Annotated in this window: 25 protein-coding genes, 2 tRNA genes and 1 pseudogene; 23 read left to right on the top strand and 5 right to left on the bottom strand. The window is 64.7% G+C overall.

Annotated features, from left to right (window positions below):
• The first annotated feature begins 79 nt into the window (after positions 1–79).
• The 6 genes from EBI04_RS03670 (at position 80) to clpX (ending at position 3,686) form a co-directional block, all read left to right on the top strand.
• Positions 80–364 (top strand): rhodanese-like domain-containing protein, encoded by a 285-nt coding sequence (locus tag EBI04_RS03670; RefSeq protein WP_135256088.1) that lies wholly within the window; start codon positions 80–82, stop codon positions 362–364.
• Positions 365–392: 28 nt separating this feature from the next.
• Positions 393–469: transfer RNA gene (locus EBI04_RS03665), tRNA-His, on the top strand.
• A 54-nt stretch (positions 470–523) separates the two neighbouring features.
• Positions 524–608 (top strand) — tRNA-Leu (locus tag EBI04_RS03660).
• 37 nt (positions 609–645) lie between these two features.
• On the top strand, positions 646–1,860 hold the full coding sequence (tig, locus tag EBI04_RS03655) for a trigger factor (RefSeq protein WP_135256087.1): 1,215 nt from the start codon (positions 646–648) through the stop codon (positions 1,858–1,860).
• A gap of 61 nt (positions 1,861–1,921) precedes the next feature.
• A complete protein-coding gene (gene clpP, locus EBI04_RS03650; protein ID WP_135256086.1) occupies positions 1,922–2,506 on the top strand; it encodes an ATP-dependent Clp endopeptidase proteolytic subunit ClpP in 585 nt (194 codons plus the stop codon).
• Entirely contained in the window at positions 2,493–3,686 is a 1,194-nt protein-coding gene (clpX, locus tag EBI04_RS03645) for an ATP-dependent Clp protease ATP-binding subunit ClpX (RefSeq protein WP_135256085.1), read from the top strand. Before clpP ends, clpX begins: the two co-directional genes overlap by 14 nt.
• Before the next feature lie 4 nt (positions 3,687–3,690).
• Here clpX and EBI04_RS03640 read toward each other — a convergent pair whose 3' ends face one another.
• Complete coding sequence (locus tag EBI04_RS03640; protein ID WP_135256084.1) at positions 3,691–5,214, bottom strand: nicotinate phosphoribosyltransferase; 1,524 nt, start codon at positions 5,212–5,214, stop codon at positions 3,691–3,693.
• A gap of 42 nt (positions 5,215–5,256) precedes the next feature.
• On the opposite strand from EBI04_RS03640, the gene metH reads away from it, so the two are divergent.
• The 4 genes from metH to greA all read left to right on the top strand — a co-directional run bounded on the left by metH (position 5,257) and on the right by greA (position 12,070).
• Positions 5,257–8,805, top strand: a complete 3,549-nt coding sequence (gene metH / locus EBI04_RS03635) for a methionine synthase (protein ID WP_135256083.1) — start codon at positions 5,257–5,259, stop codon at positions 8,803–8,805.
• A gap of 73 nt (positions 8,806–8,878) precedes the next feature.
• Entirely contained in the window at positions 8,879–10,729 is a 1,851-nt protein-coding gene (locus EBI04_RS03630) for a chorismate-binding protein (protein ID WP_240695367.1), read from the top strand.
• Positions 10,726–11,544, top strand: coding sequence for an aminotransferase class IV (locus EBI04_RS03625; protein WP_135256081.1), 819 nt, complete (start codon positions 10,726–10,728; stop codon positions 11,542–11,544). Before EBI04_RS03630 ends, EBI04_RS03625 begins: the two co-directional genes overlap by 4 nt.
• 55 nt (positions 11,545–11,599) lie before the next feature.
• A complete protein-coding gene (gene greA, locus EBI04_RS03620) occupies positions 11,600–12,070 on the top strand; it encodes a transcription elongation factor GreA (protein WP_015717289.1) in 471 nt (156 codons plus the stop codon).
• Here greA and recO read toward each other — a convergent pair.
• A complete protein-coding gene (recO, locus tag EBI04_RS03615; protein WP_167481869.1) occupies positions 12,065–12,757 on the bottom strand; it encodes a DNA repair protein RecO in 693 nt (230 codons plus the stop codon). The genes greA and recO overlap by 6 nt on opposite strands.
• 22 nt (positions 12,758–12,779) lie before the next feature.
• Between recO and EBI04_RS03610 the strand changes: the two genes are divergently transcribed.
• The 6 genes and pseudogenes from EBI04_RS03610 (at position 12,780) to queA (ending at position 18,616) form a co-directional block, all read left to right on the top strand.
• Positions 12,780–13,010 (top strand): hypothetical protein, encoded by a 231-nt coding sequence (locus EBI04_RS03610; protein ID WP_135256080.1) that lies wholly within the window; start codon positions 12,780–12,782, stop codon positions 13,008–13,010.
• A 146-nt stretch (positions 13,011–13,156) separates the two neighbouring features.
• The gene (locus tag EBI04_RS03605; protein WP_135256079.1) at positions 13,157–13,660 is read left to right on the top strand and encodes a DsrE family protein; all 504 of its coding nucleotides are present in this window, start codon (positions 13,157–13,159) and stop codon (positions 13,658–13,660) included.
• A 16-nt stretch (positions 13,661–13,676) separates the two neighbouring features.
• Positions 13,677–14,455: pseudogene (locus EBI04_RS03600) on the top strand (TIGR00282 family metallophosphoesterase).
• A complete protein-coding gene (locus EBI04_RS03595) occupies positions 14,452–17,037 on the top strand; it encodes a phosphoenolpyruvate carboxylase (RefSeq protein WP_135256078.1) in 2,586 nt (861 codons plus the stop codon). The pseudogene EBI04_RS03600 and the gene EBI04_RS03595 overlap by 4 nt, the downstream one beginning before the upstream one ends.
• Positions 17,038–17,048: 11 nt before the next feature.
• The gene (locus EBI04_RS03590) at positions 17,049–17,585 is read left to right on the top strand and encodes a LabA-like NYN domain-containing protein (protein WP_135256077.1); all 537 of its coding nucleotides are present in this window, start codon (positions 17,049–17,051) and stop codon (positions 17,583–17,585) included.
• Positions 17,582–18,616: a tRNA preQ1(34) S-adenosylmethionine ribosyltransferase-isomerase QueA gene (queA, locus tag EBI04_RS03585; protein WP_135256076.1), complete on the top strand. Its 1,035-nt coding sequence runs from the start codon at positions 17,582–17,584 to the stop codon at positions 18,614–18,616. Before EBI04_RS03590 ends, queA begins: the two co-directional genes overlap by 4 nt.
• On the opposite strand, the gene EBI04_RS03580 is transcribed toward queA, so the two are convergent.
• A complete protein-coding gene (locus EBI04_RS03580; protein ID WP_135256075.1) occupies positions 18,606–18,998 on the bottom strand; it encodes an inorganic diphosphatase in 393 nt (130 codons plus the stop codon). The genes queA and EBI04_RS03580 overlap by 11 nt on opposite strands.
• Positions 18,995–20,344, bottom strand: coding sequence for a magnesium transporter (mgtE, locus tag EBI04_RS03575; protein ID WP_135256074.1), 1,350 nt, complete (start codon positions 20,342–20,344; stop codon positions 18,995–18,997). The genes EBI04_RS03580 and mgtE overlap by 4 nt, the downstream gene beginning before the upstream one ends.
• A gap of 207 nt (positions 20,345–20,551) precedes the next feature.
• On the opposite strand from mgtE, the gene ffh reads away from it, so the two are divergent.
• The 6 genes from ffh (at position 20,552) to rplS (ending at position 24,156) form a co-directional block, all read left to right on the top strand.
• Entirely contained in the window at positions 20,552–21,856 is a 1,305-nt protein-coding gene (gene ffh / locus EBI04_RS03570; protein ID WP_135256073.1) for a signal recognition particle protein, read from the top strand.
• Positions 21,857–21,862: 6 nt separating this feature from the next.
• Entirely contained in the window at positions 21,863–22,117 is a 255-nt protein-coding gene (gene rpsP / locus EBI04_RS03565) for a 30S ribosomal protein S16 (protein ID WP_015717279.1), read from the top strand.
• A gap of 65 nt (positions 22,118–22,182) precedes the next feature.
• Positions 22,183–22,401, top strand: coding sequence for a KH domain-containing protein (locus tag EBI04_RS03560; RefSeq protein WP_015717278.1), 219 nt, complete (start codon positions 22,183–22,185; stop codon positions 22,399–22,401).
• Positions 22,402–22,431: 30 nt separating this feature from the next.
• Positions 22,432–22,920: a ribosome maturation factor RimM gene (rimM, locus tag EBI04_RS03555; protein WP_135256072.1), complete on the top strand. Its 489-nt coding sequence runs from the start codon at positions 22,432–22,434 to the stop codon at positions 22,918–22,920.
• Positions 22,921–23,640, top strand: coding sequence for a tRNA (guanosine(37)-N1)-methyltransferase TrmD (gene trmD / locus EBI04_RS03550; protein ID WP_135256071.1), 720 nt, complete (start codon positions 22,921–22,923; stop codon positions 23,638–23,640).
• Between the two features lie 54 nt (positions 23,641–23,694).
• Positions 23,695–24,156: a 50S ribosomal protein L19 gene (gene rplS, locus EBI04_RS03545; RefSeq protein WP_135256070.1), complete on the top strand. Its 462-nt coding sequence runs from the start codon at positions 23,695–23,697 to the stop codon at positions 24,154–24,156.
• A 39-nt stretch (positions 24,157–24,195) separates the two neighbouring features.
• On the opposite strand, the gene EBI04_RS03540 is transcribed toward rplS, so the two are convergent.
• A complete protein-coding gene (locus tag EBI04_RS03540) occupies positions 24,196–24,816 on the bottom strand; it encodes a response regulator (RefSeq protein ID WP_135256069.1) in 621 nt (206 codons plus the stop codon).
• A gap of 43 nt (positions 24,817–24,859) precedes the next feature.
• Here EBI04_RS03540 and sdaAA point away from each other — a divergent pair, with 43 nt between their 5' ends.
• Entirely contained in the window at positions 24,860–25,723 is an 864-nt protein-coding gene (sdaAA, locus tag EBI04_RS03535; protein WP_135256068.1) for an L-serine ammonia-lyase, iron-sulfur-dependent, subunit alpha, read from the top strand.

The raw sequence follows: 25,723 nt of genomic DNA, 5'->3' as shown, positions 1-25,723 counted from the left end.
CACTTCTTATGCAAAGTACCCGGGTTTAACTGCATAACCTTGCGCAAAGGCCTTGCCTTCGCCTGGTACAATCAAGGGTATGCGCAGGGTCAAACTCGAGGATCTGCCGGCCCTCCTGAACCAGGGGGTGAAGGTGGTGGACGTTCGCCCGGCGGACAAGCGCCATACCCCCTTGCCCTTTCCCGCGGAGTGGGTGCCTTTGGAGAAAATCCAGGCGGGGGAGCACCACCTGCCCAAGGTTCCCTTGCTCTTGGTGTGCGAAAAGGGGTTGATCAGCCAGGTGGCGGCCCTTTACCTGGAGGCGGAAGGGTACGAGGCCATGAGCCTGGAGGGCGGGCTGCAGGCCTTGACGGGGGGCAAGTAGCTCCTTAGAATGGCGGATGCTGAGCGTGGTGAGCGTAGCTCAGCTGGTCAGAGCACCGGACTGTGGATCCGGGGGTCGTGGGTTCAAGTCCCATCGCTCACCCCAATCCCGCCACCCCGTAAGGGGTGGTATTTTAAAGGGGGGCCTCGCCCTCCTTTTGCGAGGATGGCGGAACCGGTAGACGCGCCGGACTTAGGATCCGGTGGGGTAACCCGTGCGGGTTCAAGTCCCGCTCCTCGCACCACAAGGGCGGGGCCCCTTTTTGAAGCGCGAGGTGAGGCGTGGCGGAAATCCTGGAACGTTCCGGCTATCTGGTAAAGGTCCGGGTGGAGGTACCTAAGGAGAAGGTGGAGGAAAGGTACCAGGCCCTCCTTAGGGACGTGGCCAAGCGGGTGAAGATCCCGGGGTTCCGCCCGGGGAAGGCTCCCTTGAAGGTGGTAGAAGCCCGTATCGGGCGGGAAGAGCTCCTCTCTGACCTCAAGGAGCGCCTGGTGGAGGAAACCTATCCCCTTGCGGTGCAGGAGCTGGGCCTCTTGCCCGTGGCGGCGAGGGTGGTGGAGGAGGAGCTGAGCGAGGGGGAAGGTTTTCGCTACGTGGCCGAGGTGGAGAATTACCCCGAGGTGCGGCTTCCCGACTGGCGGAGCTTTGACCTCCAGGTAGCCCAGGAGGAGGTCACGGAGGAGATGGTGGACAAGGCCTTGGAGGAGCTCCGCCATCGCTACGCCGAGCTTTCGCCCGTGGAGCGGGAAGCGCAGGAGGGCGACCACGTCTTCGTGCGCACGGAGGAGGGAGCGGAGTTTCCCATTGACCTTTCCAAGGCCCTTCCCCATGTGAGAGAGGCCCTTTTGGGCAAGCGGGCAGGGGAGGTGGTCATGGTCCCCGTCTTGAACGAGAAGGGGACGAAGGTGCGGGAGGTGCGCACCGAGATCCTGGAGGTGAAGACCCTTCAGCTTCCCGAGCTGGATGAGGAGTTTGCCAAGACCCTCGAGGCGGAAAGCCTAGAGGAGCTGAGGGAGAAGGTGCGCGAAAGCCTTAAGCGCCAGGCGGAAGCCAGGTACCAGGAGGCGCGGGAGCAGGCCTTCCTGGAGAAGCTCGCCGAGGGGTTGGAGGCGGAGATACCTCCTTCCATGCAGGAGGCGGAGGAGCGTCACCTCCTGGAACACCTGGCGGAGGACCTCGCCCGGCAGGGGATTCCCCTCGAGGCCTACCTCAAGGCCCTGGAGGAGAAGGGGGAGTTCGAGAAGTTCCGGGAGGAGCTGAGGCAGGAGGCCTTGAAGCGGGTGAAGCGGTCCTTGGCCAAGGAGCGCCTGGCGGAGGAACTCAAACCCGAGGTGAGCGAGGAGGAGTGGCAGGCCTACCTGCAGGCCTTGGCCCGCTCCTACGGGATCTCCTTGCAGGAGCTCAGGCGGGAGTTTGGGGAGAGGGGCCTTGCCCGCTTGCGGGCGGGCTACATCCAGGACAAGGCCGTAAAGGAGGCCTTGGCCCAGCTCCTGTAGGAGCGTCATGGTGGCCCAGGGGGCTTTTCCCCCTGGGCTTGCCGCTACAATGGGGACTGGTATGGTCATACCCTACGTCATAGAGCAGACCGCCCGCGGCGAGCGGGTCTACGACATCTACTCCCGGCTTCTCAAGGATCGCATCATCTTCCTGGGCACCCCCATTGACTCCCAGGTGGCCAACACCATCGTGGCCCAGCTACTTTTCCTGGATGCCCAGAATCCCAATCAGGAGATCCGCCTGTACATCAACTCCCCTGGGGGCGAGGTGGATGCCGGGCTTGCCATCTACGACACCATGCAGTTCGTCCGGGCCCCGGTTTCCACCATCGTCATCGGCATGGCGGCCAGCATGGCCGCGGTGATCCTGGCCGCCGGGGAGAAGGGCCGGCGCTATGCCCTGCCCCACTCCAAGGTGATGATCCACCAGCCCTGGGGCGGGGTCCGGGGCACGGCCAGCGACATCGCCATCCAGGCCCAGGAGATCCTGAAGGCCAAGAAGCTTTTGAACGAGATCCTGGCCCGGCACACCGGCCAGCCCCTGGAGAAGGTGGAGAAGGACACCGACCGGGACTATTACCTTTCCGCCCAGGAGGCCTTGGAGTACGGCCTTATTGACCAGGTGGTGACCCGTGAGGAAGCCTAGACCCTCCTGCAGCTTTTGCGGCCTGCGCCCGCCGGAGGTGGGGCGGCTTTTGGAAAGCCCCATCGCCGAGGTCTACATCTGCGAGGACTGCGTGGAGCGGGCCCAGGAGCTTCTGCGCCAGGAGAAGCGGGGGCCCAAGGGGCCAACCCGCCTTCCCAAGCCCCAGGAGATCAAGGCCCACCTGGACCAGTACGTGGTGGGGCAGGAGGCGGCCAAGCGGGCCTTAAGCGTGGCCGTCTACAACCACTATAAGCGCCTCCTCCACCCGGAGGCGGAGATCGGCAAGGCCAACATCCTTCTCATCGGGCCCACGGGTACGGGTAAGACCCTCCTGGCGGAAACCCTGGCCCGTTTCCTGGATGTGCCCTTCGCCATCGCCGACGCCACCACCCTCACCGAGGCGGGGTACGTGGGGGAGGACGTGGAAAACGTCATCCTCCGCCTTCTGCAAAACGCCGACTTCGATGTGGAGCGGGCGGAGATGGGCATCGTCTACATCGACGAGATCGACAAGATCGCCCGCAAGTCGGAAAACCCCTCCTTGACCCGGGATGTTTCCGGGGAAGGGGTGCAGCAGGCTCTTCTGAAGATCATTGAGGGTACCATCGCCAACGTGCCCCCACAGGGCGGGCGCAAGCACCCGCACCAGGAGTTCATTCCCGTGAACACCAAGAACATCCTCTTCATCCTGGGCGGGGCCTTTGAGGGGCTGGAGAACATCGTCAAGGCCCGTACGGAGCGCACGGCCATCGGCTTCACCCGGACCAAGGCCAAGGAGGAGCCCCTGGAGGTCATCCCCGAGGACCTGGTGAAGTTTGGCTTAATTCCCGAGTTTGTGGGCCGCGCTCCCCTGATTGTCCAGCTCAACCCCCTCACGGAGGAAGACCTGGTGCGCATCCTCACCGAGCCCAAGAACGCTCTGGTGAAGCAGTACCAGGAGCTTTTGCGCATGGAGGGCATTGAGCTCCGCTTCACCCAGGCGGCCCTGAAGGAGATCGCCCGCCGGGCCCTGAAGCGGGGCACGGGAGCCCGGGGCCTCAGGGCCATCCTGGAGAAGACCATGGTGGACCTCATGTTTGAGGCCCCGGGAAGCGGGGTCCGCGAGCTGGTAATCGACCTTCCCCACCTGGACCAACCCCTGAAGGCCCTCGAGGAGGCCAAGCTTCGTCAGGCTTCCTAGGGAGCTACCCCTGGCCCAGGCGGGCCACCAGCTCCTCCTTCAGGGCGAAGAGCCTTTCGCTGAGGGAGACATGGTAGATGTGGGGATTTACCAGGCGGCGTACCCCGGGGTCCAGGCGTTCCACATCCCTTCGCCGCCTTTCCTGTAGTGTCTCCAGGGGTAGCGGCGGGAAGAGGCGCCTGCCCCGGTAGGCCTCCTCCAATAGGGGCTCGAGGGTGAACTCCCCTGGGCGGAGGGTGCGGCGCTTGGTGGGGTCCGTGGGGTGGCGCAGGCACAGGGCCTGATCCTCCCGCACCTCCTCATCGTGGGCCGTCAAAAGGTCAGCGGTGGCCAGGCCCCGGCGGTCGTATACCCGGTAGACCTTCTTGTGCCCGGGGTTCAGCACCTTTTCCAGGGAATCGGAGATCTTTATGGCCGGGGCCCAGGTGCCGTTTTCCCGGATGGCCACCAGCTTGTAGACTCCTCCCAGGGCCGGATAACCCCAGGAAACCACCATCCGGGTTCCCACCCCATAGACCAGGCGCTTGAGGAGGCGGTCCGGGTCCACCCCGTAGCGGGGGGCCTCCTCCTGAATCTGGCTTTTGATTTGCCAGATGACCAGCTCGTCCAGGTCCCCCGAAAGGACGATGAGGGTGTCGGGGAAGCCCGCCTTGTCCAGCTCCTGGGCCACCTGTATGGCCAGGTAAGCGAGGTCCCCGGAGTCTATGCGCACCCCCACCGGTTTGTGCCCCTTGCGCCGCAACCGCTCAAAGACCCGGATGGCGTTGGGAAGACCCGAGTCCAAGGTGTCCACGGTGTCCAAAAGGAGGATGGTGTCGTCGGGGAAGACCTCGGCAAAGGCCTGGAAGGCTTCCTCCTCGGAGTGGCCCAGGGCCAAGAAGGCCTGGACCATGCTGTGGGCATGGGTACCCGAGGAGGGGAGCCCAAGGAGGTGGGAAAGGCTCACGGCGCTGGACCGGTTGGCCCCTCCGATGAGGCTCGCCCGGGTGGCGGCCTCCCCTCCTTTGGCGGGGGCGCGGCGGAGCCCGAATTCCAGCACCAGGGCTTCCCCCGCGGCTTCCCGCACCCGGCTCGCCTTGGTGGCGATGAGGGTTTCGTAGTTGATGCGGTTTAAGAGGGCGGTTTCCAGGAGCTGGGCCTGTAGCAGGGGGCCTTCCACGCTGATGAGGGGCACCTGGGGGTGGGCTACTCGGCCCTCGGGAAGGGCCCTAAGGGTCAGGCCCTGGAAGCCCCCTATCCCCTTTAGGTAGCGCAGGTAGTCTTCGGCGAAAAGGGGTTTCCCGCTCCGGCCTTTCAAGGCGCTCAGGGCGGCGAGCTCCTCCTCGCCGAAGCGGGCTTCCTCCATCCAGGTCAGGAGGGGATCTAGCCCGGCGAAGATGGTGTAACCCGCCTGGTGGGCTCCGTAGTCGGGGTTCTTACGATAAAAGGCTTCAAAGAGGGCCTCCTTCTCGTGAAGGCCAAGTCTAAAGTAAACCTGGCCCATGGTGAGCTGGTAAAGGTCCGTGTAGAGGATGCCGAAGGGGTCCATGGGCCTAGCATAGCCCGCCTTTTTTCGCTACACTAGCGGGATATGGTGGAGGTCCACACCTGTAGCCCTGGTTGCCGCCACCACCTCGGAGGGGCGGGGTTTGGGGATGCCCCCTTGGTGCGGCTGGGTTACAACAAGGAGGCCCGGGCAGAGAAGTTCCCTTACCTTAAGGCCCTCTTGCAGAGACCCCTCGTCTTTGACGGGGCCATGGGTACCGAGCTGCAAAAGCGCCACCTTACCCCGGAGGACTACGGGGGAGAGGCCTATTACGGCTGCCCGGAGGTGCTGAACCTAACCCGACCCGAGGTCATCCAGGAGATTCACCGGGCTTACCTCGAGGCCGGGGCGGAGGTGATCGAGACCAATACCTTCGGTGCTCTGCGCCATGTGCTGGCCGAGTATGGTTTGGGCGAGAAGGCGGAGGAGCTAGCCTACCTGGGAGCCAGGGTCGCCAAGGAGGTGGCCGAGCCCTACGGGGCTTTTGTGGCGGGGGCCTTGGGACCGGGCACCAAGCTCATCTCCCTGGGCCAGATCTCCTGGGATGAGTTGTTTGCCGCCTACAAGGAGGCGGTGCGGGGGCTTCTTCGGGGCGGGGTGGACCTGATCCTTCTGGAAACCGCCCAGGACATCCTGCAGGTGCGCTGTGCGGTCCTGGCGGCCCGGGAGGCCATGGCCGAGGTGGGCAGGGAAGTGCCCTTGCAGGTGCAGGTGACCATGGAGGCCACGGGCACCATGCTGGTGGGCACCGACGAGCAGGCGGCCCTGGCGGCCTTGGAGAGCCTACCCATTGACGTGGTGGGCATGAACTGCGCCACGGGCCCCGACCTCATGGACGCCAAGATCCGCTATTTCGCCGAGAACGCCACCCGCTTCGTGAGCTGCCTGCCCAACGCCGGCCTGCCCCGGAACGAGGGGGGGAAGGTGGTCTACGACCTCACCCCGGAGGAGCTGGCCCAATGGCACCTCAAGTTCGTGACCGAGTACGGGGTGAACGCCGTGGGGGGGTGTTGCGGCACGGGGCCGGAGCACATCCGCAAGGTGGCGGAGGTGGTGAAGGGAAAACCCGCTCCCAAGCGGAAGGAAACCTTCCCCCCCCAGGTGGCCTCCCTCTACCAGGCGGTTCCTCTACGCCAGGAGGCAAGCGTTTTCCTGGTGGGGGAGCGCTTGAACGCCACGGGGAGCAAACGGTTTCGCGAGATGCTCTTTGCCCGGGACCTCGAGGGCATCCTGGCCCTGGCCCGGGAACAAGTGGAGGAGGGAGCCCACGCCCTGGACCTTTCCGTGGCCTGGACGGGAAGGGATGAGCTTCAGGACCTTGCCTGGCTCCTTCCTCACTTGGCCACCGCGGTCACCGTGCCCTTCATGGTGGACTCCACCAGCCCCGAGGCCATGGAATTGGCCCTCAAGCACCTTCCCGGACGGGTTCTCCTGAACTCCGCCAACCTGGAGGAGGGCCTGGAGAAGTTTGACCGGGTGGCCTCCCTGGCCAAGGCCCACGGGGCGGCTCTGGTAGTCCTCACCATCGACGAAAAGGGCATGGCCAAAACCCAGGAGGAGAAGGTGCGGGTGGCCTTGCGCATGTACGAGCGCCTCACCCTTCACCACGGCTTCCGCCCGGAGGACCTCCTCTTTGATCTCCTCACCTTCCCCATCACCCAAGGGGACGAGGAAAGCCGCCCTTTGGCCAGGGAAACCCTTTGGGCCATGGAGGAGCTAAGAAAGAGGCTTCCCGGGGTGGGGTTCATCCTGGGGGTGTCCAACGTGTCCTTTGGCCTGAAGCCCCGGGCCAGGCGGGTTCTCAACTCGGTCTTCCTGGACGAGGCCCGCAAAAAGGGTCTCACCGCCGCCATCGTGGATGCGGGCAAGATCCTCCCCATAAACCAGATTCCCGAGGAGGCCTATGCCCTGGCCCTGGACCTCATCTACGACCGGAGGCGGGAGGGATTTGACCCCCTTTTGGCCTTTATGGGCTACTTTGAAACCCACCGGGAAGACGCTGTCCTTAAGGAGGATGCCTTCCAGGCCCTGCCCCTTCTGGAGAGGTTGAAGCGCCGGGTGGTGGAGGGAAGGAAAAGGGGCCTCGAGGCGGATCTGGACGAGGCCTTGCGGGAAGGCCATAAACCCCTGGACCTCATCAACGGCTCTCTTCTTTCGGGCATGAAGGAGGTGGGGGAGCTTTTCGGGGCAGGAAAGATGCAGCTTCCCTTTGTCCTCCAGGCTGCCGAGGTGATGAAGCGGGCGGTGGCCCACCTCGAGCCCCACATGGAACGGCGGGGCGAGGGTCGGGGCAAGATGGTCCTGGCCACGGTGAAGGGGGACGTGCACGATATCGGCAAGAACCTGGTGGACATCATCCTCAGCAACAACGGCTACCAGGTGATCAACCTGGGCATCAAGGTGCCCATCGAGGCGATCCTGAAGGCGGTGGAGGAGCACCAGCCCCATGCGGTGGGCATGTCCGGCCTCCTGGTCAAGAGCACCGTGGTCATGAAGGAGAACCTGGAGTACATGCGGGATAGGGGGTATACCCTGCCGGTGATCCTGGGGGGAGCGGCCCTCACCCGTTCCTATGTGGACGAGCTTAAGGCCATCTACCCCAACGTCCACTACGCGGAGGATGCCTTCGAAGGCCTTAGGCTCATGGAAGCCCTCACCAGCGGGAAGGCCCCCTCGGTCCACCAAAAAGCCCCTAAACCCAAGGCGGAAGCCCCCAGGGTGGCGCCCAAGGCCAAGCCCGTGGGGGAGGCGCCCTTCGTTCCCCGCCCTCCTTTTTTCGGGGTGCGGGTGGAGGAGAACTTGGACCTGGCCACCCTGGCCCATTACGTGAACAAGCTCGCCCTTTTCCGCGGCCAGTGGGGGTATAGCCGCAGGGGCCTCACCCAAGAAGAGTGGCAGGCTTTGGTGGAGCGGGAAGCGGAGCCGGTTTTCCGGAGGCTTCTTAGGGAGGCCATGGAGGAGGGGTGGCTCAGGCCCAAGGTCCTCTACGGCTTCTTTCCCGTGGCCCGGGAAGGGGAGGAGCTTCTGGTGTTCTCCCCCGAGACCGGGGAGGTTTTGGAACGCTTTGCCTTCCCCCGGCAGAAGGGCGGGGGCCTCAGCCTGGTGGACTACTTCCGTCCCCGCTTCGCCCCTCCTTTGGCGGATGAAGAAAAGTGGCTTCCCGCCTATGAAGCTGGGGCCAGGGATGTCCTGGGGGTGCAGCTCGTAACCATGGGGGAGGAGCCTTCCAGGAAGGCCAAGGCCCTTTTTGAGGCTGGGGCCTACCAGGATTACCTTTTCGTGCATGGCTTCAGCGTGGAGATGACCGAGGCCTTGGCGGAGTACTGGCACAAGAGGATGCGCCAGATGTGGGGCATCGCCGGGAAGGACGCCACGGAGATCCGCAAGCTCTTCCAGCAGGGCTACCAGGGAGCCCGCTACTCCTTTGGTTACCCCGCCTGCCCGGACCTAGCGGACCAGGCTAAGCTGGACCGGCTCATGGGCTTCAGCAGGGTTGGGGTGCGCCTCACGGAGAACTTCCAGCTGGATCCCGAACACGCCACCAGCGCCATCGTGGTCCATCACCCGGAGGCGCGGTATTTCAACGTGGACTAAAGGGGAGCCTGCTCCCGGCCTTGAGGTAGGCCTTCCTGGGGAGACCATCCCTTAGCCCGGTATACTTGGCCCCGTGCTGGGCCTTTACCACGCCGCCAGGAGCCTGGGCCTACGGCCAGCCCTGCTGGAATCCTTGGGGATAAGGGCCCCCTTTTCCCGGCTTTCCCTTTTGGGCTTAAGGCCAGCGCACCGCCTCGAGGTGTGGGAGGGCCGGCTCTACCTGGACGGGAGGGAGGTGGGGGAGGCCCTGGATATCTTTACCTACCTAGGAAAGGGCCTGGGGAGGGGGTATTTCCCTGCCTGGATAGGGTTCTTCGCCTACGAGTTTGCCCAGCACCTGGGCCTCTCCACCCACAAGCCCCTTCCTGGCCTTCCCGAGGCCGCTTTTTTCTACTACCCCGAGGGATTCGCCCTCCTGGAGGGGCGATTGGTGGAAACCCCTTCCTTCCCCTTGAGGCCCCTTCCTTACAATCCCCCTCCCTTGCCCCACCACCCCTTGGCGTCCGACTTTCCCAGGGAGGCTTTCCTCGAGGGGGTGTTTTCGGTCCAGGAGAGGATCCGGGCCGGGGTGGTTTACCAGGTGAACCTTTCCCACCGCTTCCGGCTCCTGGGGGGTGTGGATCCCCTCCTCCTTTATGCCCGCCTCCGCGCCTTAAACCCCTCCCCCTTTATGGGGCTTGTGGAGAGAGAAGGTTGGGCGGTGGTCTCGGGTAGCCCGGAGAGGCTTTTTAAAAAGGTGGGTAGCCGGGTCCTGGCCCGGCCCATCGCGGGGACCCGGCCCCGAGGAAAAACGGAGGCGGAGGACCTGGCTTTGGAAAAGGACCTCCTTGCCTCGCCCAAGGAGCGGGCCGAGCACGCCATGCTGGTGGATCTTCTCCGCAACGACCTGGCCAGGGTGGCCCTGCCGGGCACGGTGCGGGTGCAGGAGCTTTTCACCGTGGAGCGCTACGCCCACGTGATGCACTTGGTTTCCCAGGTGGAAGGCTACACCCGGGCCTCCCTGGGACAGGTTTTCGCCAGCCTATTCCCGGGAGGTACCATCACCGGGGCTCCCAAGGGAACGGTGATGGAGACCATACGGGAGCTGGAGCCTGTGCCAAGGGGGGCTTACACGGGAAGCCTGGGGTACGTGTCGGGCCGGGGGGTGGATTTCAACATCCTCATCCGCTCCTTCCAGAGGGTGGGGGAGGAGGTGTATTTCTCTGCGGGAGCGGGCATCGTCATCGCCTCGGAAGCGGAAGCGGAGTACCAGGAAACCCTCTATAAGGCGGAAAGCCTCCTTCTGGCCCTGAACCGGGGCCGGCCTGGGGTCAAGCCCCTGCCTCCCAAGCCCATGGCTTCCTGGGCCCCGCCCCCTCCTCCAAGGAGAGTGAGGGCCCGGGTGCTTTTCCTGGAAAACCGCGATTCCTTCAGCTACAACCTGGTGGACTACCTACAGGCCCTGGGGGCGGAGGTGGCCGTGGTGGACCAGGAGGAACCTCCGAGCCTCCGGGGGTTCAGCCACCTGGTGGTAGGGCCAGGTCCCAAGGACCCCTTTACGGCGGGAAGGGTGTTGGAGTGGACCCGAAGGGCTCTGGATGAGGGCGTTCCCTTCCTCGGGGTCTGCCTGGGCCACCAGGCTCTGGGGGTGGCCCTGGGGGCCGAGCTTTACCGGGAAGCCCCCGTGCACGGGGAGGCCCATGCCATCCACCACCGGGGAGAAGGCCTCTTTCAGGGTCTGCCCAACCCCCTTCCCTTCGCCCGCTACCACTCCTTGGCCATAAGGAACCTTCCCAGAGGGGTGCGCCTCCTGGCCTGGACGGAAGATGGGGTGCCCATGGCCATCTGGGATGGCAGGCGGGCCTACGGCGTGCAGTTTCATCCGGAGAGTATCCTTTCTCCATGGGGGATGGAGCTTCTGGCCCGGTTTTTGGAGGAAGCATGAGGCAGGTGCTCCTGAAGGGGGAGCCCTTCCACGAACCCTTGCCCGAGGGTTTTTTGTACCACGGGATGAGCGTCTTCACCACCTTGCGGGTGGAAAAGGGCCGACCCCTTTGGCTGGAGGAGCATCTTTTTCGCCTGCGCCGGCATGCCTTGGCCTTGGGGCTTCCCTACCCAGGGGATGGAGTGTTTTTGAAGGACCTCGAGGCCCTGGCCAAGGGGTTCGCCCACCTTCCCTGCTTCCGCCTCCGCTTCACCGTGGGGGAGGGGGTGTGGCTTTCCGAGGCCCGTCCCTACTCCCCACCGCCCCTGGCCGCTTACGAGGAGGGGGTTCGGGTTCTCCTCACCCCTTACCGGGTGCATCCGGACCTTTGCCGCTTCAAGACCGGAAACTACCTGCCCTACCGCCTGGCCCAAAAGGAAGCGGAAGGGCAGGGAGTCTTTGAAGGGCTTTTGCAGGACAGCGAGGGGTACGTGGTGGATGGAAGCCGCACCAGCCCCCTTCTTTACCGGGAGGGAGCGCTCGTTCTGCTGGAGGGGGGCCTCGAGGGCATCACCCGGGAAAAGGTGGCCCAGGTAGCCCGGGAGATGGGCCTTCGGGTGGAGTGGGCCCGGCTTTACCCCTGGGAGCTTCCCCTGGCCACGCTCCCTCCTCTTCCTCCCCACCAGGCCCTGCGCCGCCGGGGAGGGGAGCGGGAGGAAGCGAAGGGGGTGTTGCTCCTGGCGGGAAGCGGGGTAGGGCTTTTGCCCGTGGGGCCGGCCCCCAAGGAGCTCCTTCCCCTGGTGGAGCGCTTCCTTCCCGCCTGCTATACTGAATAGCGGTACCTCCAGCCCATGGCCATGGGCTGGTGCCCTTTTTGCACGGAGGGAAGGAATGAAGAAGCCGGTTTACCTCACCCCAGAAGGCTTTAGGCGCCTTCAGGAGGAGCTGCATCACCTGAAGACCACCAAGCGGCAGGAGATTTCCGCTGACTTTGAACAGGCCCTGGAGGAAGGGGATTTAAGGGAGAACGCCGGTTACGACGAGGCGCGCCGGGCCATGTGGCAGAATGAGGCCCGCATCGCCCAGTTGGAGGACCTCTTGGCCCGGGCGGTGGTGGTGGAGGGGAATGGCTCCTACGACCAGGTGGCCTTGGGCTGCCAGGTGGAGCTGGAAACCGAATCCGGGGAGCGGCTTTCCCTGGCCATCGTGGGTAGCCACGAGGCGGATATCTTCAGCGGCAAGATCTCGGACGAGTCTCCCCTTGGCCAAGCGCTTTTGGGTAAGAAGGTGGGGGACGTGGTGGAGATAAGGGGCAAGAAGGGAGCCCAGGTCTACACCATCCTGGAGATCAAGCCCCTATAGCTTTGCGGTGAGCGCAGGTGTGGCCTTAAGGGGGCCTAGGGCCTCTTCCGCATGGTGTTTCAGGGCGAGGAATAGCCTTTCCAGGGGAGCGTCTTCCAGGTAGGGAAGGGCCTCACTACCCGGGAGATGGAGGATGGCCCGGAGGGCCTCCACGCCCTTTTCCCCCAGGTAGGTGCCCTCCTCCCCATGCTGGCCGGACCCGTGAACGAGGCGGCCTGCCTTCAGGTATAGGCCAGGCCCCAGAAGGTTTGGGCTTAAGCCTCCCGCCTTCACCACCCGCCATCCCGCCCATACCAGGGGCAGAAGGGGCCTCTCGTGCTTGGCGATGCCCCGGAGGCCAGAGATGAAGACCGGGTAGATCCTGGGGGCGGCCTCCGGGGAGGCCAAGCGGTAGGAGAGCTCCGCCAGAAAAGAGGCCAGAAGGAAGCGCCTGGGTTCCTCCAGGCCGTGTAGCCTCCCGAGGAGCTCCGCCTGGGTAAGGGTGGGAAGGCCCTCCCCCTTGGTGTAAAGTTGGAAGCGCACGTGGTGGAACAGGGAGAGCCTGCCCGAGCGCCCCGAGGGGCGCACCCCCTTGCGGGCCACGGCTTCCAGGCTTCCCTTGGGGGTGAGGAACCGTAAAAGGAGGTCCCCTTGGAGCAGGGCCTTCCGGCCCACCACGATGCCTTCCTCCAGGCGGTACCGCTCCACCCTTCCAGTGTATGCTGAGAGTATGGAACGGAACCTGCGCGACCTCCTGGAATGGGTGGTTTTGGGCCTATTGGTGGTGGTGGGAGTGCTTTTGGCCCTCTGGGTGGGGGGATGGGTTTTCACCTTTTTGGGCCGGGTACTTCTGGCCCTTTCCGGCCTCATCTGGGAGCTTCTGCGGTTCGCTATCCCCTTGCTGATCCTGGCGGCCATCGGCTACGGGGTGGTCTATCTATTGCAGAAGCGCACGGCATAGGGTAGCGGCTCGAGGAAAGCCTGGGATAACCCGAAATAAGTGCCCAGCCTCCGTTTAAGGGGCTGGGCTTATCCTTAGGGCGCTTTATACCCTTGACGGAGGAAATGTGGGGGGTGTATGCTTTCCCCCAATAGAAGGGAGGGAGCATGGACCGCAGATTTCTGCTGAGGTTAGGAGCTTTTCTGGGGGCAGGTTCCCTGCTGGGAGCCCGGGCCAACGAGCGGCTGGCCTACAAAGACTTCAAGAAGGAAACCCCGGTGGCCGTGGTTTACCACCTGGACTTCGGGGATCCCAACCGCTTTGGACAGATGCTGACCAACATCAGCAACCACCTGTCCGTGTACGACAACGACCCCTTCAAGATCAAGATCGTGGTGGTGGCCCATGGGGCCGGGGTGCAGTTTTTCCTCAAGGATCTTGAGGGTACCCCCTGGGCCTCGGCCCAGTACGACCGGGAGGCCTTGTTCAGCCGGGTGAAGCAGCTCGCCCAGCTTGGAGTGGAGTACTACCTCTGCGAGATCACCTTTAGCCGGAACAACATCCCCAAGGACAAACTTCTTCCGGATGAGTTCCTTAAATGGGTGCCTTCCGGGGTGGGGGCTTTGGGAGAACTTCAGGCCAAGGGGTACGCGTACATCAAGGTAGGCTGAACCTGGAAGGACCCGCATGGGTGCGTATAATGCCCCCATGCGGGTTCTCTTCATCGGCGACGTGATGGCTGAGCCCGGCCTGAGGGCGGTGAGCCTCCACCTGCCGGACATCCGGGACCAGTATGACCTGGTCATAGCCAACGGGGAGAACGCCGCCCGGGGTAAGGGTCTGGACCGGCGTTCCTACCGCCTCCTACGCGAGGCGGGGGTGGACCTGGTTTCCCTGGGAAACCACGCTTGGGATCACAAGGAGGTCTACGAGCTTTTGGAAGGGGAGCCCGTGGTGCGGGCCCTTAACTACCCCCCGGCACCCCAGGGCGGGGGTGGTGGCGGCTTAGCGCAGGGGGGGAGAGCCTTCTCTTCGTGCAGGTGATGGGCCGGATCTTCATGGATCCCCTGGACGATCCCTTCCGCACCCTGGATGCCCTTTTAGCTCAGGAGAAGGCGGATTACCTCCTGGTGGAGGTGCATGCTGAGGCCACCAGCGAGAAGATGGCCCTGGCCCACTACCTGGATGGGCGGGTCACGGCCGTGCTGGGCACCCACACCCATGTGCCCACCCTAGATGCCATGCGTCTGCCGAAGGGAACCCTGTACCAGACCGACGTGGGCATGACCGGCACATATGCCTCCATCATCGGTGGGGAGGTGGAGACCTTCCTGGCCCGCTTCCTTACGGGCAGGCCCCAGCCTTTTCGGGCTGCCCAGGGAAGGGCGCGCTTCCATGCCACCGAGCTGGTTTTCGAAGGCGGCAAAGGGGTTTCCATAGGTCCTTACGTGTGGGAGGAGCCGTGAAGCCTGCGAGGGAGGATACCTTTGACCTCTTGCGGGCAGAAGTGGACCTTCTGGGCCGCCTTCTGGGGGAGGCCATCCGGGCGGTTTCGGGGGAGCGTTTTTTCGCCTTGGTGGAGGAGGTGCGCCTCCTATCCAAGGCCCGACGACAGGGGGACGAAGGAGCGAGGACCACCCTTTTGAAGCGGGTGGAGGGGCTTTCCCTCGAGGAGGCCGAGGCCCTAGTACGGGCTTTTACCCATTACTTCCACCTGGTGAACCTGGCGGAGGAGAGGCACCGGGTGCGGGTGAACCGCCTTAGGGCCCAGGCGGAAACCCCGGAGAGCCCGAGGCCCGAGGGCTTCTTGGCCCTGGCCAGGGCCTTGAAGGAAAGGGGGCTTTCCCTGGAAGAGGTGGAGGCCCACCTGAACCGCCTAGAGTTATGGCTCACCTTTACCGCCCATCCCACCGAAACCCGCAGGCGGACCCTAAGGCACCATCTGGAAAGACTACAGGAGGAGCTGGAGGCCCAAGACCGTTCCCGCTTGGCGGCCAGGGTGGCCCTGCTCTACGCCACCGAGGAGGTGCGTAAGGCCAGGCCCACGGTGGAGGACGAGATCAAGGGCGGGCTTTACTACCTGCCCACCACCCTCTGGCAGGCGGTGCCCCGGGTGGTGGAGGGCCTCGAGGCCGCTCTGGAGAAGGTCTATGGCAGGCGCCCCCGCCTGAAGAGCCCGGTGCGCTTCAGGAGCTGGATCGGAGGGGACCGGGATGGCAACCCCTTCGTCACCCCTGAGGTGACCGCCTTTGCCGCCCGATATGCTCGCCAGGTGGCCCGGGAGCGGTTTTTGCTGGAACTGGAAAACCTGGTGCGGGACCTTTCCCTTTCCGAAACCAAAGTTCCCGTGCCCAGGGGAGTGCGGGAGGGAGGGGAGGGAACGGAGCGTTTCCCCGGGGAGCCCTACCGGCGGTTTTTCGCCAGGCTCTACGCCCGCCTGGAGAAGGGGGAGGTGAGCACGGAGGAGCTTTTGCGAGCCCTGAGGGTGGCGGAGGAGGGCCTGGCCTCCGTGGGCCTGGACCAGGTGGCGGCCTCCTTCCTCCGTCCCCTCGAGGTCCGCCTTTTCGCCTTCGGCCTGGAGCTTGCCCCCCTGGACCTACGGGAGGAGTCTGGGAAGCTTTTGGAGGCCGCGGCGGAGCTTCTTAGGGTGGGAGGAGTCCACCCCGATTTTCTCTCTTTGCCCCCCGAGGCCCAGGAGGCCCTCCTCACCGAGGAGCTGAGAAGCGCCCGTCCCCTCCTTCCCGTGGGCCACGAGCCCCAGGGGGAGGCCCTGCGGGTGGCGCTCGGGGCCTTTCGGGCCTGGCGGGACAAGGGGGCCCACGTGGTGTCCATGACCCACCACCCCGGGGATCTCCTTTCCGTGTTCCTTCTCGCCCGTGAGGTGGGGCTTTACCGGCCGGGAGCCCCTTTGCCCCTGGATGTGGTGCCCCTCTTTGAGACCCTCGAGGACCTCCACCGGGCCCCGGAGGTGCTCATCCGCCTTCTGCAAAACCCCGTCTTCCTGGCCCACGCCCGGGGCCGGGGCGGGGTGGAGATCATGATCGGCTACTCCGATTCCAACAAAGATGCCGGCTTCCTGGCTGCCAACCTGGCCCTTTACGAGGCCCAGGAGGCCTTAGCCAAGGTGGGGCAAAGCTTCGGCCTGCCGGTTTTCTTCTTCCATGGCCGGGGTACCTCCACTGCCCGGGGCGGGGGGCCTGCGGGCCGGGCCATCGCCAGCCTGCCTCCCAGGAGCGTGGGGCACCGCATTCGCCTCACGGAGCAGGGGGAAGCCTTGGCGGACCGGTACAGTCACCCTGAGCTGGCCGTGCGCCACCTGGAACAACTCCTCTTTCACTTCGCCCAGGCGGCCTTGGGGGAGGGAGTGGAGCCCAGACCTGAGTGGCGGGAGGCTTTGGGGCGGGCAGGGGAAGAGAGCATGCGCCGCTACCGGGCCCTTTTGGCCCAGGAGGGTTTCTTCCCCTTTTTTGAGGCTTTTACCCCCATCCGGGAGATTGGGGAACTCCCCATTGCCAGCCGCCCTGTGTACCGCCACGGCCGGGTGCGGGAGATCCGCGACCTCAGGGCTATTCCCTGGGTGATGGCCTGGACCCAGGTGCGCCTGCTCCTGCCCGGCTGGTACGGGCTTACGGCCCTGGAGGCCTGGCCCCTGGACCTTCTCAGGCGGATGTACCGGGAGTGGCCCTTCTTTGCCACTACCCTGGAGAATGCCGCCATGGCCTTGGCCAAGGCGGATTTGGGGGTGGCGGAGCTTTACCTGCGCCTGGTACCGGAAAAGCTACACTTCCTCTTCCACGGCCTCGCCCAGGAGTACCAAAAGACGGTGGCGCTTTTGGAAAGCATCTTCCAGGCCCCTCTCCTTCACAACCAAAGGACCCTGGAAAGACAGATCGCCTTGCGTAACCCCTACGTGGACCCCATCAACTTCGTGCAGGTAGAGCTTCTCCGCCGCTACCGCGCTCCTGGGGGCCGGGAGGATGAAGCCTTGAAGAAGGCCCTTCTCCTTTCCATCCTGGGGGTGGCGGCGGGCCTTAGAAATGCGGGTTAAGATGGAGGCCGATGGAGCTTGGCCAGCATCCTGACCAGCGGGTGGGGGTTTTCGTGGACACCCAGAACCTTTACCACTCCGCTCGGGATTACTACGAGCGCAACGTGAACTTTGAAAGCCTCCTGCGGTTCGCCGTGGGGGGGAGGCGTCTGGTGCGGGCCACCGCCTACGTGGTGGAAAAGGAGGGGGATACCTCCGCCTGGCCCTTCATTTACAAGCTTTCCACCATCGGCTACCGGGTGCGGCGCATGTACCTCACGGTGAAGGAGCTGGGTGAGGGCGGAAAGCCCATCTACGAGGGGAACTGGGACATGGGCATCGCCGCGGACATGGTGCGGCTTATGCCTCACCTGGATGTGGTGGTCCTGGGAAGCGGGGATGGGGACTTTGTGGAGATTCTCGAGGTCCTCATGGAACGGGGCATCCGGGTGGAGGTGATCGCCTTCCGGGAGACCACGGCGCAAAAGCTCATCGATGCTGTGGACCGCTTCGTGCACCTTCCCGATATCCCGCATGCCTTCATGGAGCCCAAGAACACCGAGCGATGAACCTCGAGGCCTACGACTATTTTCTTCCCCCGGAGCTCATCGCCCAGGAAGGGGTGGAGCCTAGGGACAGGGCCCGGATGCTGGTGGTCCGCCGGGAAGGGGCCTTTCGGGCCGAGCATCGCCAGGTCAGGGACCTTCCCGAGTACCTTCGCCCTGGGGATGTGCTGGTCTTTAACGAGAGCAAGGTGATCCCCGCCCGCCTCTTGGCCCAAAGACCCACGGGGGGCAGGGTGGAGGTGCTTTTGGTGCGGGAGCGGGCTCTAGGGCTTTGGGAGGCCCTGGTGGGGCCCGGCCGCAAGGCCAAGCCCGGCACCAGGCTCCGCTTTCTATCTCCCCGGGACCTTCGCGTGGTTCCGGACCTTGAGGCGGAGGTGGTGGGGGTGGAGGAGGATGGGGTGCGGCTCCTCCGTTTCCAGGGGGACCTGATGGCTCACCTGGAGGAGGTGGGGGAGGTGCCCCTGCCCCCCTACATCAAGTCCCAAATTCCTCCGGAACGCTACCAGACCGTGTACGCCAGGCGCCCGGGTTCTGTGGCCGCTCCTACCGCGGGTCTGCACTTCACCCCCGAGCTGCTGAGGCGCCTGGCGGAGGCGGGGGTGGAGCTCCGCTACCTCACCCTGCACGTGGGCCCCGGCACCTTCCGCCCGGTGAAAGGGGATCCCGAGAAGCACGAGATGCATCCTGAGCCCTACGAAATCCCTGAGGAAACCGCAGAAGCCATCAACCGGGCCAAGAAGGAGGGCCGGAGGGTGGTGGCGGTGGGCACCACCGTGGTCCGGGCCTTGGAGAGTGCCTTCCGGGAAGGGATGGAGGTGGTGCCGGGGATGGGGGAAACCCGGCTTTTCATCCGCCCGCCCTATGCCTTCCAGGTCATAGACGCTCTTTTCACCAACTTCCACCTGCCCCGTTCCACCCTCCTCATGCTGGTGGCCGCCTTCCTAGGCTACGAAAGAACCATGGAGGCGTACCGGCTTGCGGTGGTGGAGCGGTACCGGTTTTACTCTTTAGGGGACGCTATGCTTATCCTCTGAGCAACTTCTCCAGCCAGTCCCTGGCCTCTTGTGGGCTGAGGAGAAGGGGCTTGCGGCTTTGGTGGAACCAGGCGAGGAGTTCTTGGGCTTCCCTTGGGCTTGGCCCCTGCCCCTGGGCCTCGAGGAGGATCTTGTGATCCCCATCCGTCAGCCACACCATGCCCACCACTTCCCCCTCCACCTCGGTTCCCGGGGAGAGGGGAGGTCCCAGGAAAACCGCATCCACCTCTTCCCCGTCGGCGGGGTTGATGAGGCCAGGGATGAGGCCATAGTTCACCGGCGCCGGTTGGTCCACAGCCACCAGGGCCAGGGACCCCCCCTTCCAGGCATAGCGGAAGGGGCTTCCCTTGCTCCACTCCACCACCATGCGTAGCCGCATCATGCCAAGTTTAGGAGGAGGCGGGCCAAGGTGAGGTAGATGAGCAGGCCCGTGACGTCGGTGAGGGTGGCGATGAGGGGGTTGGAGAGAAGGGCCGGGTCCACCCCGAGGCGCCTCAGGGCAAAGGGCAGGAGGGCTCCCACCAGGTTGGCAAAGAGGACGATGAGGAAGAGGGCTAGGCCCACCACCGGCACCAGGGCCCACTGTCCGTCCAGGACCACCTTGCCCAGGAGGAGGAGGGCCAGGGTGAGGCCCAGGAGAAAGCCCACGGCACCCTCCTTTAGCAGGACTCGGCGCCAGTCCTTAAGATCCAGGTCCCGGGTGGCCAGGGCCCGGATGATGAGGGTGGCCGACTGGTTGCCCGTGTTCCCCCCGGTGCCGATGAGCACGGGAACGTAGAAGGCCAGGGCGGTCAGGGCGTCCAAGAGGCTCTCGAACCCCTGGAGGATGGAACTGGTGACCATGCCGGTGAGGATCAGGATCACCAGCCAGCGCACCCGGGCCATCCAGAGGGCGATGGGGGAGGCCTGGCTGTAGACCAGGTCGGGCACGTCCACCGCCGCCAGCCGGTGGATGTCCTCCGTGGCCTCCTCTTCCAAGACGTCCAGCACGTCGTCCACCGTGACGATACCCACCAGTACCCCGTCCTCGTCCACCACGGGCAAGACGGTGAAGTCGTAGTCGGCCATGAGGCGGGCCACCTCTTCCTGGTCGGTGTCCGTGCGGGCGAAGACCACCTTGGGGTTCATGATCTCCGCCACCTTGGTCTTCGGGTCGGCCACGATGAGGTCCCTCAAGGACAGGACCCCCTTGAGGCGGCCCGCCTCGTCCACCACGTAAATGTAGTAAATGGTTTCCGCATCGGGGGCGGCCCGGCGCAGGAAGCGGATGACCTCCTCCACGGTCATACCCTCCCGCACCGCCACGTACTCGGGGGTCATGAGGCCGCCTGCCTCGTCCTCCTCGTACTGGGTGAGCTCCTCCACCTCGGCCCGGGTCTCAGGGTCCAGGGCCTCCTTAAGGCGGTGGGCTAGACCGGGGTCTTCCTCCTCCACCGCCTGGAGGGCGTCGGCCAGGTCGTCCAGGGAGAGCTCCCCCAAGAGCTCCCGCACCCGCCAGGGGGGAAGGGTCTTCAAGTACTCTGCCTGTTCCTCCGCAGGGAGGTTGGCGAAGACCTCCGCGGCCCGGTCCTTGGGAAGGAGGGTGAGGACCACGTAGCGGTGTTCCCCCTCGAGGTCATCCCAAAGGGCCAACAGGTCCCGGGGATGGGTTTCCTCCAGAAGCCTCTTTAGCTTCAGGGTGTCGCCTTCTTGCAGGGCTTGGCGCAGAGGGGAAAGGGTCGTCTCCACAGGCGGCCTCCTTTCACCCGAAGGCCGCCTGTTGGGCGGCCTTCAGGGCCTAGGACTCGAGGGCAAAGCCCCTAGCATACCTTCCTTAGCCTAGGGTTCCCCGTCGGGGCCGTCAACCATGGCCACTAGAAATGTGGGAAAAATTGAGGTTGACACGCTCAAGGGGTCTGGCCTATCCTAAGGCCCGGCCTGGTGGCCGGGAGGCTCATGTTTGCGAAGCTGGCGGGAAGACTGCAGGAGGCCATAGACCGCTTAAGGGGACGGGGCCGTATCACCGAGGAGGACCTGAAGGCCACCCTCAGGGAGATCCGTCGGGCTCTGATGGAGGCCGACGTGAACCTGGAGGTGGCGAAGGCCTTTGTGGAAAGTGTCCGGGAGAAGTCCTTGGGCCAGAAGGTCCTGGAAAGCCTCACCCCGGCGGAGGTGGTCCTGGCCACGGTCTACGAGGCCCTGAAGGAGGCCTTGGGCGGGGAACCCCGTTTCCCCACCCTGAAGAACCAGAACCTGTGGTTCCTGGTGGGGCTCCAGGGATCCGGTAAAACCACCACCGCGGCCAAGCTGGCCCTTTTCTACAAGGGGAAGGGAAGGAGGCCCCTGCTGGTGGCGGCCGACACCCAGCGCCCGGCAGCCCGGGAGCAGCTTCGCATCCTGGGGGAAAAGATCGGGGTACCGGTTCTGGAGGTGCAGGATGGGGAGAGCCCCGAGTCCATCCGCCGCCGGGTGGAGGAGAGGGCCAGGCAGGAGGTTCGCGACCTCATCCTGGTGGACACCGCCGGGCGCCTGCAGATCGACGAGCCTTTGATGGCGGAGCTTGCCCGTCTCAAGGAGGCCATGAACCCTGACGAGGTGCTCCTGGTCCTGGATGCCATGACGGGCCAGGAGGCCCTTTCGGTGGCTAAAGCTTTTGACGAGCGGGTGGGGGTCACGGGGCTCATCCTCACCAAGCTGGATGGGGATGCCCGGGGCGGGGCGGCTCTTTCGGCCCGGCACGTGACGGGGAAGCCCATTTACTTCGCCGGGGTTTCCGAGCGCCCCGAGGGCCTGGAACCTTTCTACCCCGACCGGCTGGCGAGCCGCATCCTGGGCATGGGGGATGTGGCCACCCTGGCGGAGAAGGTTCGGGCTGCGGGCCTCGAGGCCGAAACACCCAAGTCCGCTAAGGAGCTCACCCTGGAGGATTTCCTTAAGCAGATGCAGAACCTCAAGCGCCTGGGCTCTTTCTCAGAGATCCTCGCCATGCTTCCGGGGGTGGGTAAGGCCTTGCCCGCTGGGGTCCAGGTGGACGATAGGGCCATCAAGCGCCTGGAGGCCATCGTCCTTTCCATGACCCCCGAGGAGCGAAAGGACCCCCGCATCCTAAACGCCTCCCGGCGCAAGCGCATCGCCAGGGGAAGCGGCACCAGCGTGCAGGAGATCAACCGCTTCATCAAGGCCTTTGAGGAAACCAAGGCCCTAATGAAGTCCCTGGAGAAGAACAAGGGCCGGGGACTCATGGGAATGTTCAGGAGGTAGGAAAGAATGGTAAAGATCCGGCTTTCTCGTTTCGGCTCCAAGCACAACCCGCACTACCGTATCGTGGTCACCGACAGCCGAAGGAAGCGCGACGGCGCTTACATCGAAAAGATCGGCTACTACGATCCTCGCAAGACCACTCCCGAGTGGCTGAAGGTGGACGTGGAGCGGGCTAAGTACTGGCTTTCCGTGGGAGCCCAGCCCACGGACACCGCCCGGAGGCTTCTCAGGCAGGCGGGGGTTTTCAGGAAGGAAGGCTAGGGGTTAGGACTCCTGAGGGCGCCGGTGGGTGTACCCATCCGGCGCTTTTGCCTTAACATGGGGCCATGAAGGATTTGGTGGAGTACCTGGCCAAGAGCGTGGTGGACCAGCCAGAACGGGTCCGGGTGCAGGAAAGGCGTACCCGGGAAGGTCCCCTTTACGTGGTGGAAGTGGCCCCCGAGGACAAGGGCCGGCTCATCGGCAAGCAGGGCCGGGTCATTGAGTCCATCCGTACCCTGGTAAGGGCCTACGCCAAGCGCAAGGTGGGGGTGGAGGTGCGCTAGGCCGCGGGGCTTTGGCATAATGGATTAGGGATGCGTTTGGTGGAGATCGGTCGGTTCGGTGCCCCCTATGCCCTGCGCGGGGGTCTGAAGTTCCGGGGTGAGCCGGTGGTGGTTCACCTGGAGCGGGTCTACGTGGAAGGGCATGGCTGGCGGGCGGTGGAGGATCTCTACCAGGTGGGGGATGACCTGGTGGTTCACCTGGCGGGGGTTTCCAGCCGGGAGCTGGCCGAGCCCTTGGTGGGCCTCCGGGTGTATGCCGAGGTGGAGGAGCTTCCTCCCCTCGAGGAAGGCCAGTACTACTATTTTGCCCTTATCGGCTTACCCGTTTACGTAGGGGGGGTGAAGATGGGGGAGGTGGTGGACATCCTGGACGCGGGAGCCCAGGATGTCCTGGTGATCAAGGGCGTGGGGGAAAGGCTTCGCGACCAGACGGAGCGCCTGGTACCCCTGCAGGCACCTTACGTGCGGGTGGAGGCAGAGGGTATCCATGTGGAGCCCATCCCCGGTCTCTTTGACTGAATGCGCTACAGTATCCTCACCCTTTTCCCCGGTCTCATACGCCCCTGGCTTTCGGAATCCCTCCTGAAGAAGGCCCAGGAGCGGGGTCTCGTCCAAGTGGAGGTGGTGGACCTCAGGGCCTATGGCCTGGGGCGGCACCGCAGCGTGGACGACACCCCCTATGGCGGCGGGGCGGGGATGGTGATCCGCCCAGATGTGGCGGTGGCCGCCTTGGAGGCCGTTCTGCCTGCGGATGAGGTGATCCTCCTTTCCCCATCGGGGGAACCCTTTACCCAACGGGTGGCAGAAGAACTGGCCCAGAGGGATCACCTGGTCCTGCTTTCCGGGCGGTACGAGGGGTTCGATGCCCGGGTGGAAGCCTTTGTGACCCGCTCCCTTTCCATCGGGGATTATGTGCTCATGGGGGGAGAGGTGGCGGCCTTGGCGGTGCTGGAGGCCACCGCCCGGCTTATTCCTGGGGTGATCGGGGATCCGGAAAGCCACCGGAGGGATTCCTTTGTCCGGGGGCTCCTGGACCACCCCCACTACACCCGTCCCCCGGAGTTCCGCGGGCTTCGGGTGCCGGAGGTTCTCCTTTCGGGAAACCACCTGGAGGTGGACCGGTGGCGCAGGCAGGAAGCCTTGAGGAAGACCCTTGCCGTGAGGCCGGACCTGGTGCGGGAGGCCAGGCTTGGTCCCCTCGAGGTGGCCTGGCTTGCGGAAATGGACCGCGAGGGCTAGACTTAGGTCTGTTGCCCATGAACCCCTCGGGGTTCCTCTGGGAGGGAGGAGAACATGAACCGAGGAGCGCTGCTTAAGATAGTGGAGGCCAAGTATGCCCGCACCGATCTCCCCGAGTTCCGGCCCGGGGATACCGTGCGGGTGGCCTACCGGGTAAAGGAAGGCAACCGTACCCGGGTGCAGAACTTTGAGGGCATCGTCATCAAGATCAAGCGGAACGGGTATAACACCAGCTTCACCGTGCGCAAGGTAAGCTACGGCGTGGGGGTGGAGCGCATCTTTCCCTTGAACTCCCCTCTCATCGAGAAGATCGAGATCGTCCAGCGGGGCCGGGCCCGGCGGGCCAAGCTCTACTTCATCCGTGAGCTTTCCGAAAGGGAGATCCGCCGCAAGCTCCGCGCCGACCGCAAGCGCATCGGCCAGGACCAGGAAAGGGCCCGGGTGGCCAAGGAGGAGGCGGAAGTTCCCCAGGACGCTACTCAGGCGGCTTCCGAAGGGGAACCCTCCGCCGAGTAAACTGGGGGCTATGGGAAGGGTGGGTTTGCCCGCCCTTCCTTATTTCTTCGCCAGGAATCCCAGGTACCTTGCCTTTTCCAGGGCTTCCACCCGGTTTCGGGCCAGGAGCTTGCCGTAGAGGCTTTCCAGGTGGTCCTTTACCGTGTCCGGGGAAAGGCCCAGGGCCTTGGCCACCTCCTTCACGGAAAGCCCCTGGGCCAGGAGGCGGAGGACTTCCTCCTCCCTCGAGGTGAGGCTGGGAAGGTCGGGGGGCTTCAGTTTTTCCTCCCCCTGGGCCACGCGGAGAAGGCGCCTTTTGAGTTCGGGAGCGGAGAGCTCCTTGGAAAAGTAGGCGTCGGCCCCGGCCAAAAACGCCTCCCGCACCAGGGCGGGCTCCTGGTAGGTGGTGAGGAGGGCGATGAGGCCGGAATACCCCTTCTTCCGGAGCATACGGGTGCACTCTAGCCCATCCAATACGGGCATCCTCAGGTCCAGGAGGACCGCCTCCGGGTTCAGGGCCAGGGTCTTTTCCAAGGCCTCCTTCCCATCCTGGGCCTCGGCCACCACCACGAGCCCTTCCCCCTCGAGGCCCGCCCTAAGCCCCAAGCGGAAGAGGGGGTGGTCGTCGGCGATCAGCACGCGGAGGCGGGATCCAGGGTTGCCCATCCTGGCTTTTAGCATAGGCCCGAGGTGTGAAAACGAGGCCAAAGCCTATACTTAGGCTATGCCCTTGACCCTGAACGACCTTGCCGCCCTTCCCGGCCGGGCGTCGGAGGCCCTGCTCCGCGAGGAGGTGGAGGAAACCGGGCTGGCTCCCGAGGCTATTCTGGATAAGCTTCGGGAGCGCCTTGGCGTCATGCGGGATTCCATCCGGAGGGGTCTTGCCTCGGATGCCCCCAGCGTGGCGGGCATGGTGGGGAAGAATGCCAAGACCTTGTGGGAGGCCCCGGATACCTTGCGGGATCCGCTTTTAAAGCGGGTCCAGGCCTACGCCATGGCGGTCAACGAGGAAAATGCCCGCATGGGCCGAATCGTGGCCGCACCCACGGCGGGTAGCGCCGGGACGCTTCCTGGGGCCTTGCTGGGCGTGGCGGATCACCTGGGCATCCCCGACGAGGACCTCCTCATGCCCATGGTCCTGGCCGCCGGGGTGGCCAAGATCATCCACCGCCAGATCTACATCGCCGGGGCCAGCGGGGGGTGCCAGGCGGAAATTGGCTCCTCGGCGGCCATGGCGGCAGCCGCCGTTACCGAGCTTCTCGGGGGAAGCTCCGAGGCCTCTGCCCATGCGGCGGCCTTGGCCCTGCAGAACACCCTGGGCCTGGTTTGTGATCCCGTGGGGGGGTTCGTGGAGGTGCCCTGCGTGATGCGCAATGGTTTTTATGCGGTGCATGCGGTGAGCGCCGCCTCCATGGCCCTGGCGGGGATAAGGAGCGTGATCCCCCCCGACGAGGTGATCCTGGCCATGGCGGGCATCGGCCGCCTCCTGCCCTTGGAGCTCAAGGAAACAGGCCTGGGGGGGTTGGCGGACACCCCCACGGGGCGTCGGCTGGCCGCCCAGGCCCTGGGGGAGGCTTCCGAGGATTGA

Origin of the sequence: Thermus caldilimi, from assembly GCF_004684245.1 — a bacterium.
GTDB classification, from domain to species: domain Bacteria; phylum Deinococcota; class Deinococci; order Deinococcales; family Thermaceae; genus Thermus; species Thermus caldilimi.
The sequence above is the reverse complement of the archived record's forward strand: the minus strand, read 5'-3'. Positions and strand labels throughout refer to the sequence as shown.

Bases quoted from the DNA above. Each gene is read 5' to 3' on its own strand.
- EBI04_RS03670 (WP_135256088.1), top strand. From the start codon at position 80: ATGCGCAGGGTCAAACTCGAGGATCTGCCGGCCCTCCTGAACCAGGGG.
- clpP (WP_135256086.1), top strand. From the start codon at position 1,922: ATGGTCATACCCTACGTCATAGAGCAGACCGCCCGCGGCGAGCGGGTC.
- EBI04_RS03640 (WP_135256084.1), bottom strand. From the start codon at position 5,214: ATGGACCCCTTCGGCATCCTCTACACGGACCTTTACCAGCTCACCATG.
- metH (WP_135256083.1), top strand. From the start codon at position 5,257: ATGGTGGAGGTCCACACCTGTAGCCCTGGTTGCCGCCACCACCTCGGA.
- EBI04_RS03625 (WP_135256081.1), top strand. From the start codon at position 10,726: ATGAGGCAGGTGCTCCTGAAGGGGGAGCCCTTCCACGAACCCTTGCCC.
- greA (WP_015717289.1), top strand. From the start codon at position 11,600: ATGAAGAAGCCGGTTTACCTCACCCCAGAAGGCTTTAGGCGCCTTCAG.
- EBI04_RS03610 (WP_135256080.1), top strand. From the start codon at position 12,780: ATGGAACGGAACCTGCGCGACCTCCTGGAATGGGTGGTTTTGGGCCTA.
- EBI04_RS03605 (WP_135256079.1), top strand. From the start codon at position 13,157: ATGGACCGCAGATTTCTGCTGAGGTTAGGAGCTTTTCTGGGGGCAGGT.
- EBI04_RS03590 (WP_135256077.1), top strand. From the start codon at position 17,049: ATGGAGCTTGGCCAGCATCCTGACCAGCGGGTGGGGGTTTTCGTGGAC.
- queA (WP_135256076.1), top strand. From the start codon at position 17,582: ATGAACCTCGAGGCCTACGACTATTTTCTTCCCCCGGAGCTCATCGCC.
- EBI04_RS03580 (WP_135256075.1), bottom strand. From the start codon at position 18,998: ATGATGCGGCTACGCATGGTGGTGGAGTGGAGCAAGGGAAGCCCCTTC.
- ffh (WP_135256073.1), top strand. From the start codon at position 20,552: ATGTTTGCGAAGCTGGCGGGAAGACTGCAGGAGGCCATAGACCGCTTA.
- rpsP (WP_015717279.1), top strand. From the start codon at position 21,863: ATGGTAAAGATCCGGCTTTCTCGTTTCGGCTCCAAGCACAACCCGCAC.
- EBI04_RS03560 (WP_015717278.1), top strand. From the start codon at position 22,183: ATGAAGGATTTGGTGGAGTACCTGGCCAAGAGCGTGGTGGACCAGCCA.
- rimM (WP_135256072.1), top strand. From the start codon at position 22,432: ATGCGTTTGGTGGAGATCGGTCGGTTCGGTGCCCCCTATGCCCTGCGC.
- trmD (WP_135256071.1), top strand. From the start codon at position 22,921: ATGCGCTACAGTATCCTCACCCTTTTCCCCGGTCTCATACGCCCCTGG.
- rplS (WP_135256070.1), top strand. From the start codon at position 23,695: ATGAACCGAGGAGCGCTGCTTAAGATAGTGGAGGCCAAGTATGCCCGC.
- EBI04_RS03540 (WP_135256069.1), bottom strand. From the start codon at position 24,816: ATGCTAAAAGCCAGGATGGGCAACCCTGGATCCCGCCTCCGCGTGCTG.
- sdaAA (WP_135256068.1), top strand. From the start codon at position 24,860: ATGCCCTTGACCCTGAACGACCTTGCCGCCCTTCCCGGCCGGGCGTCG.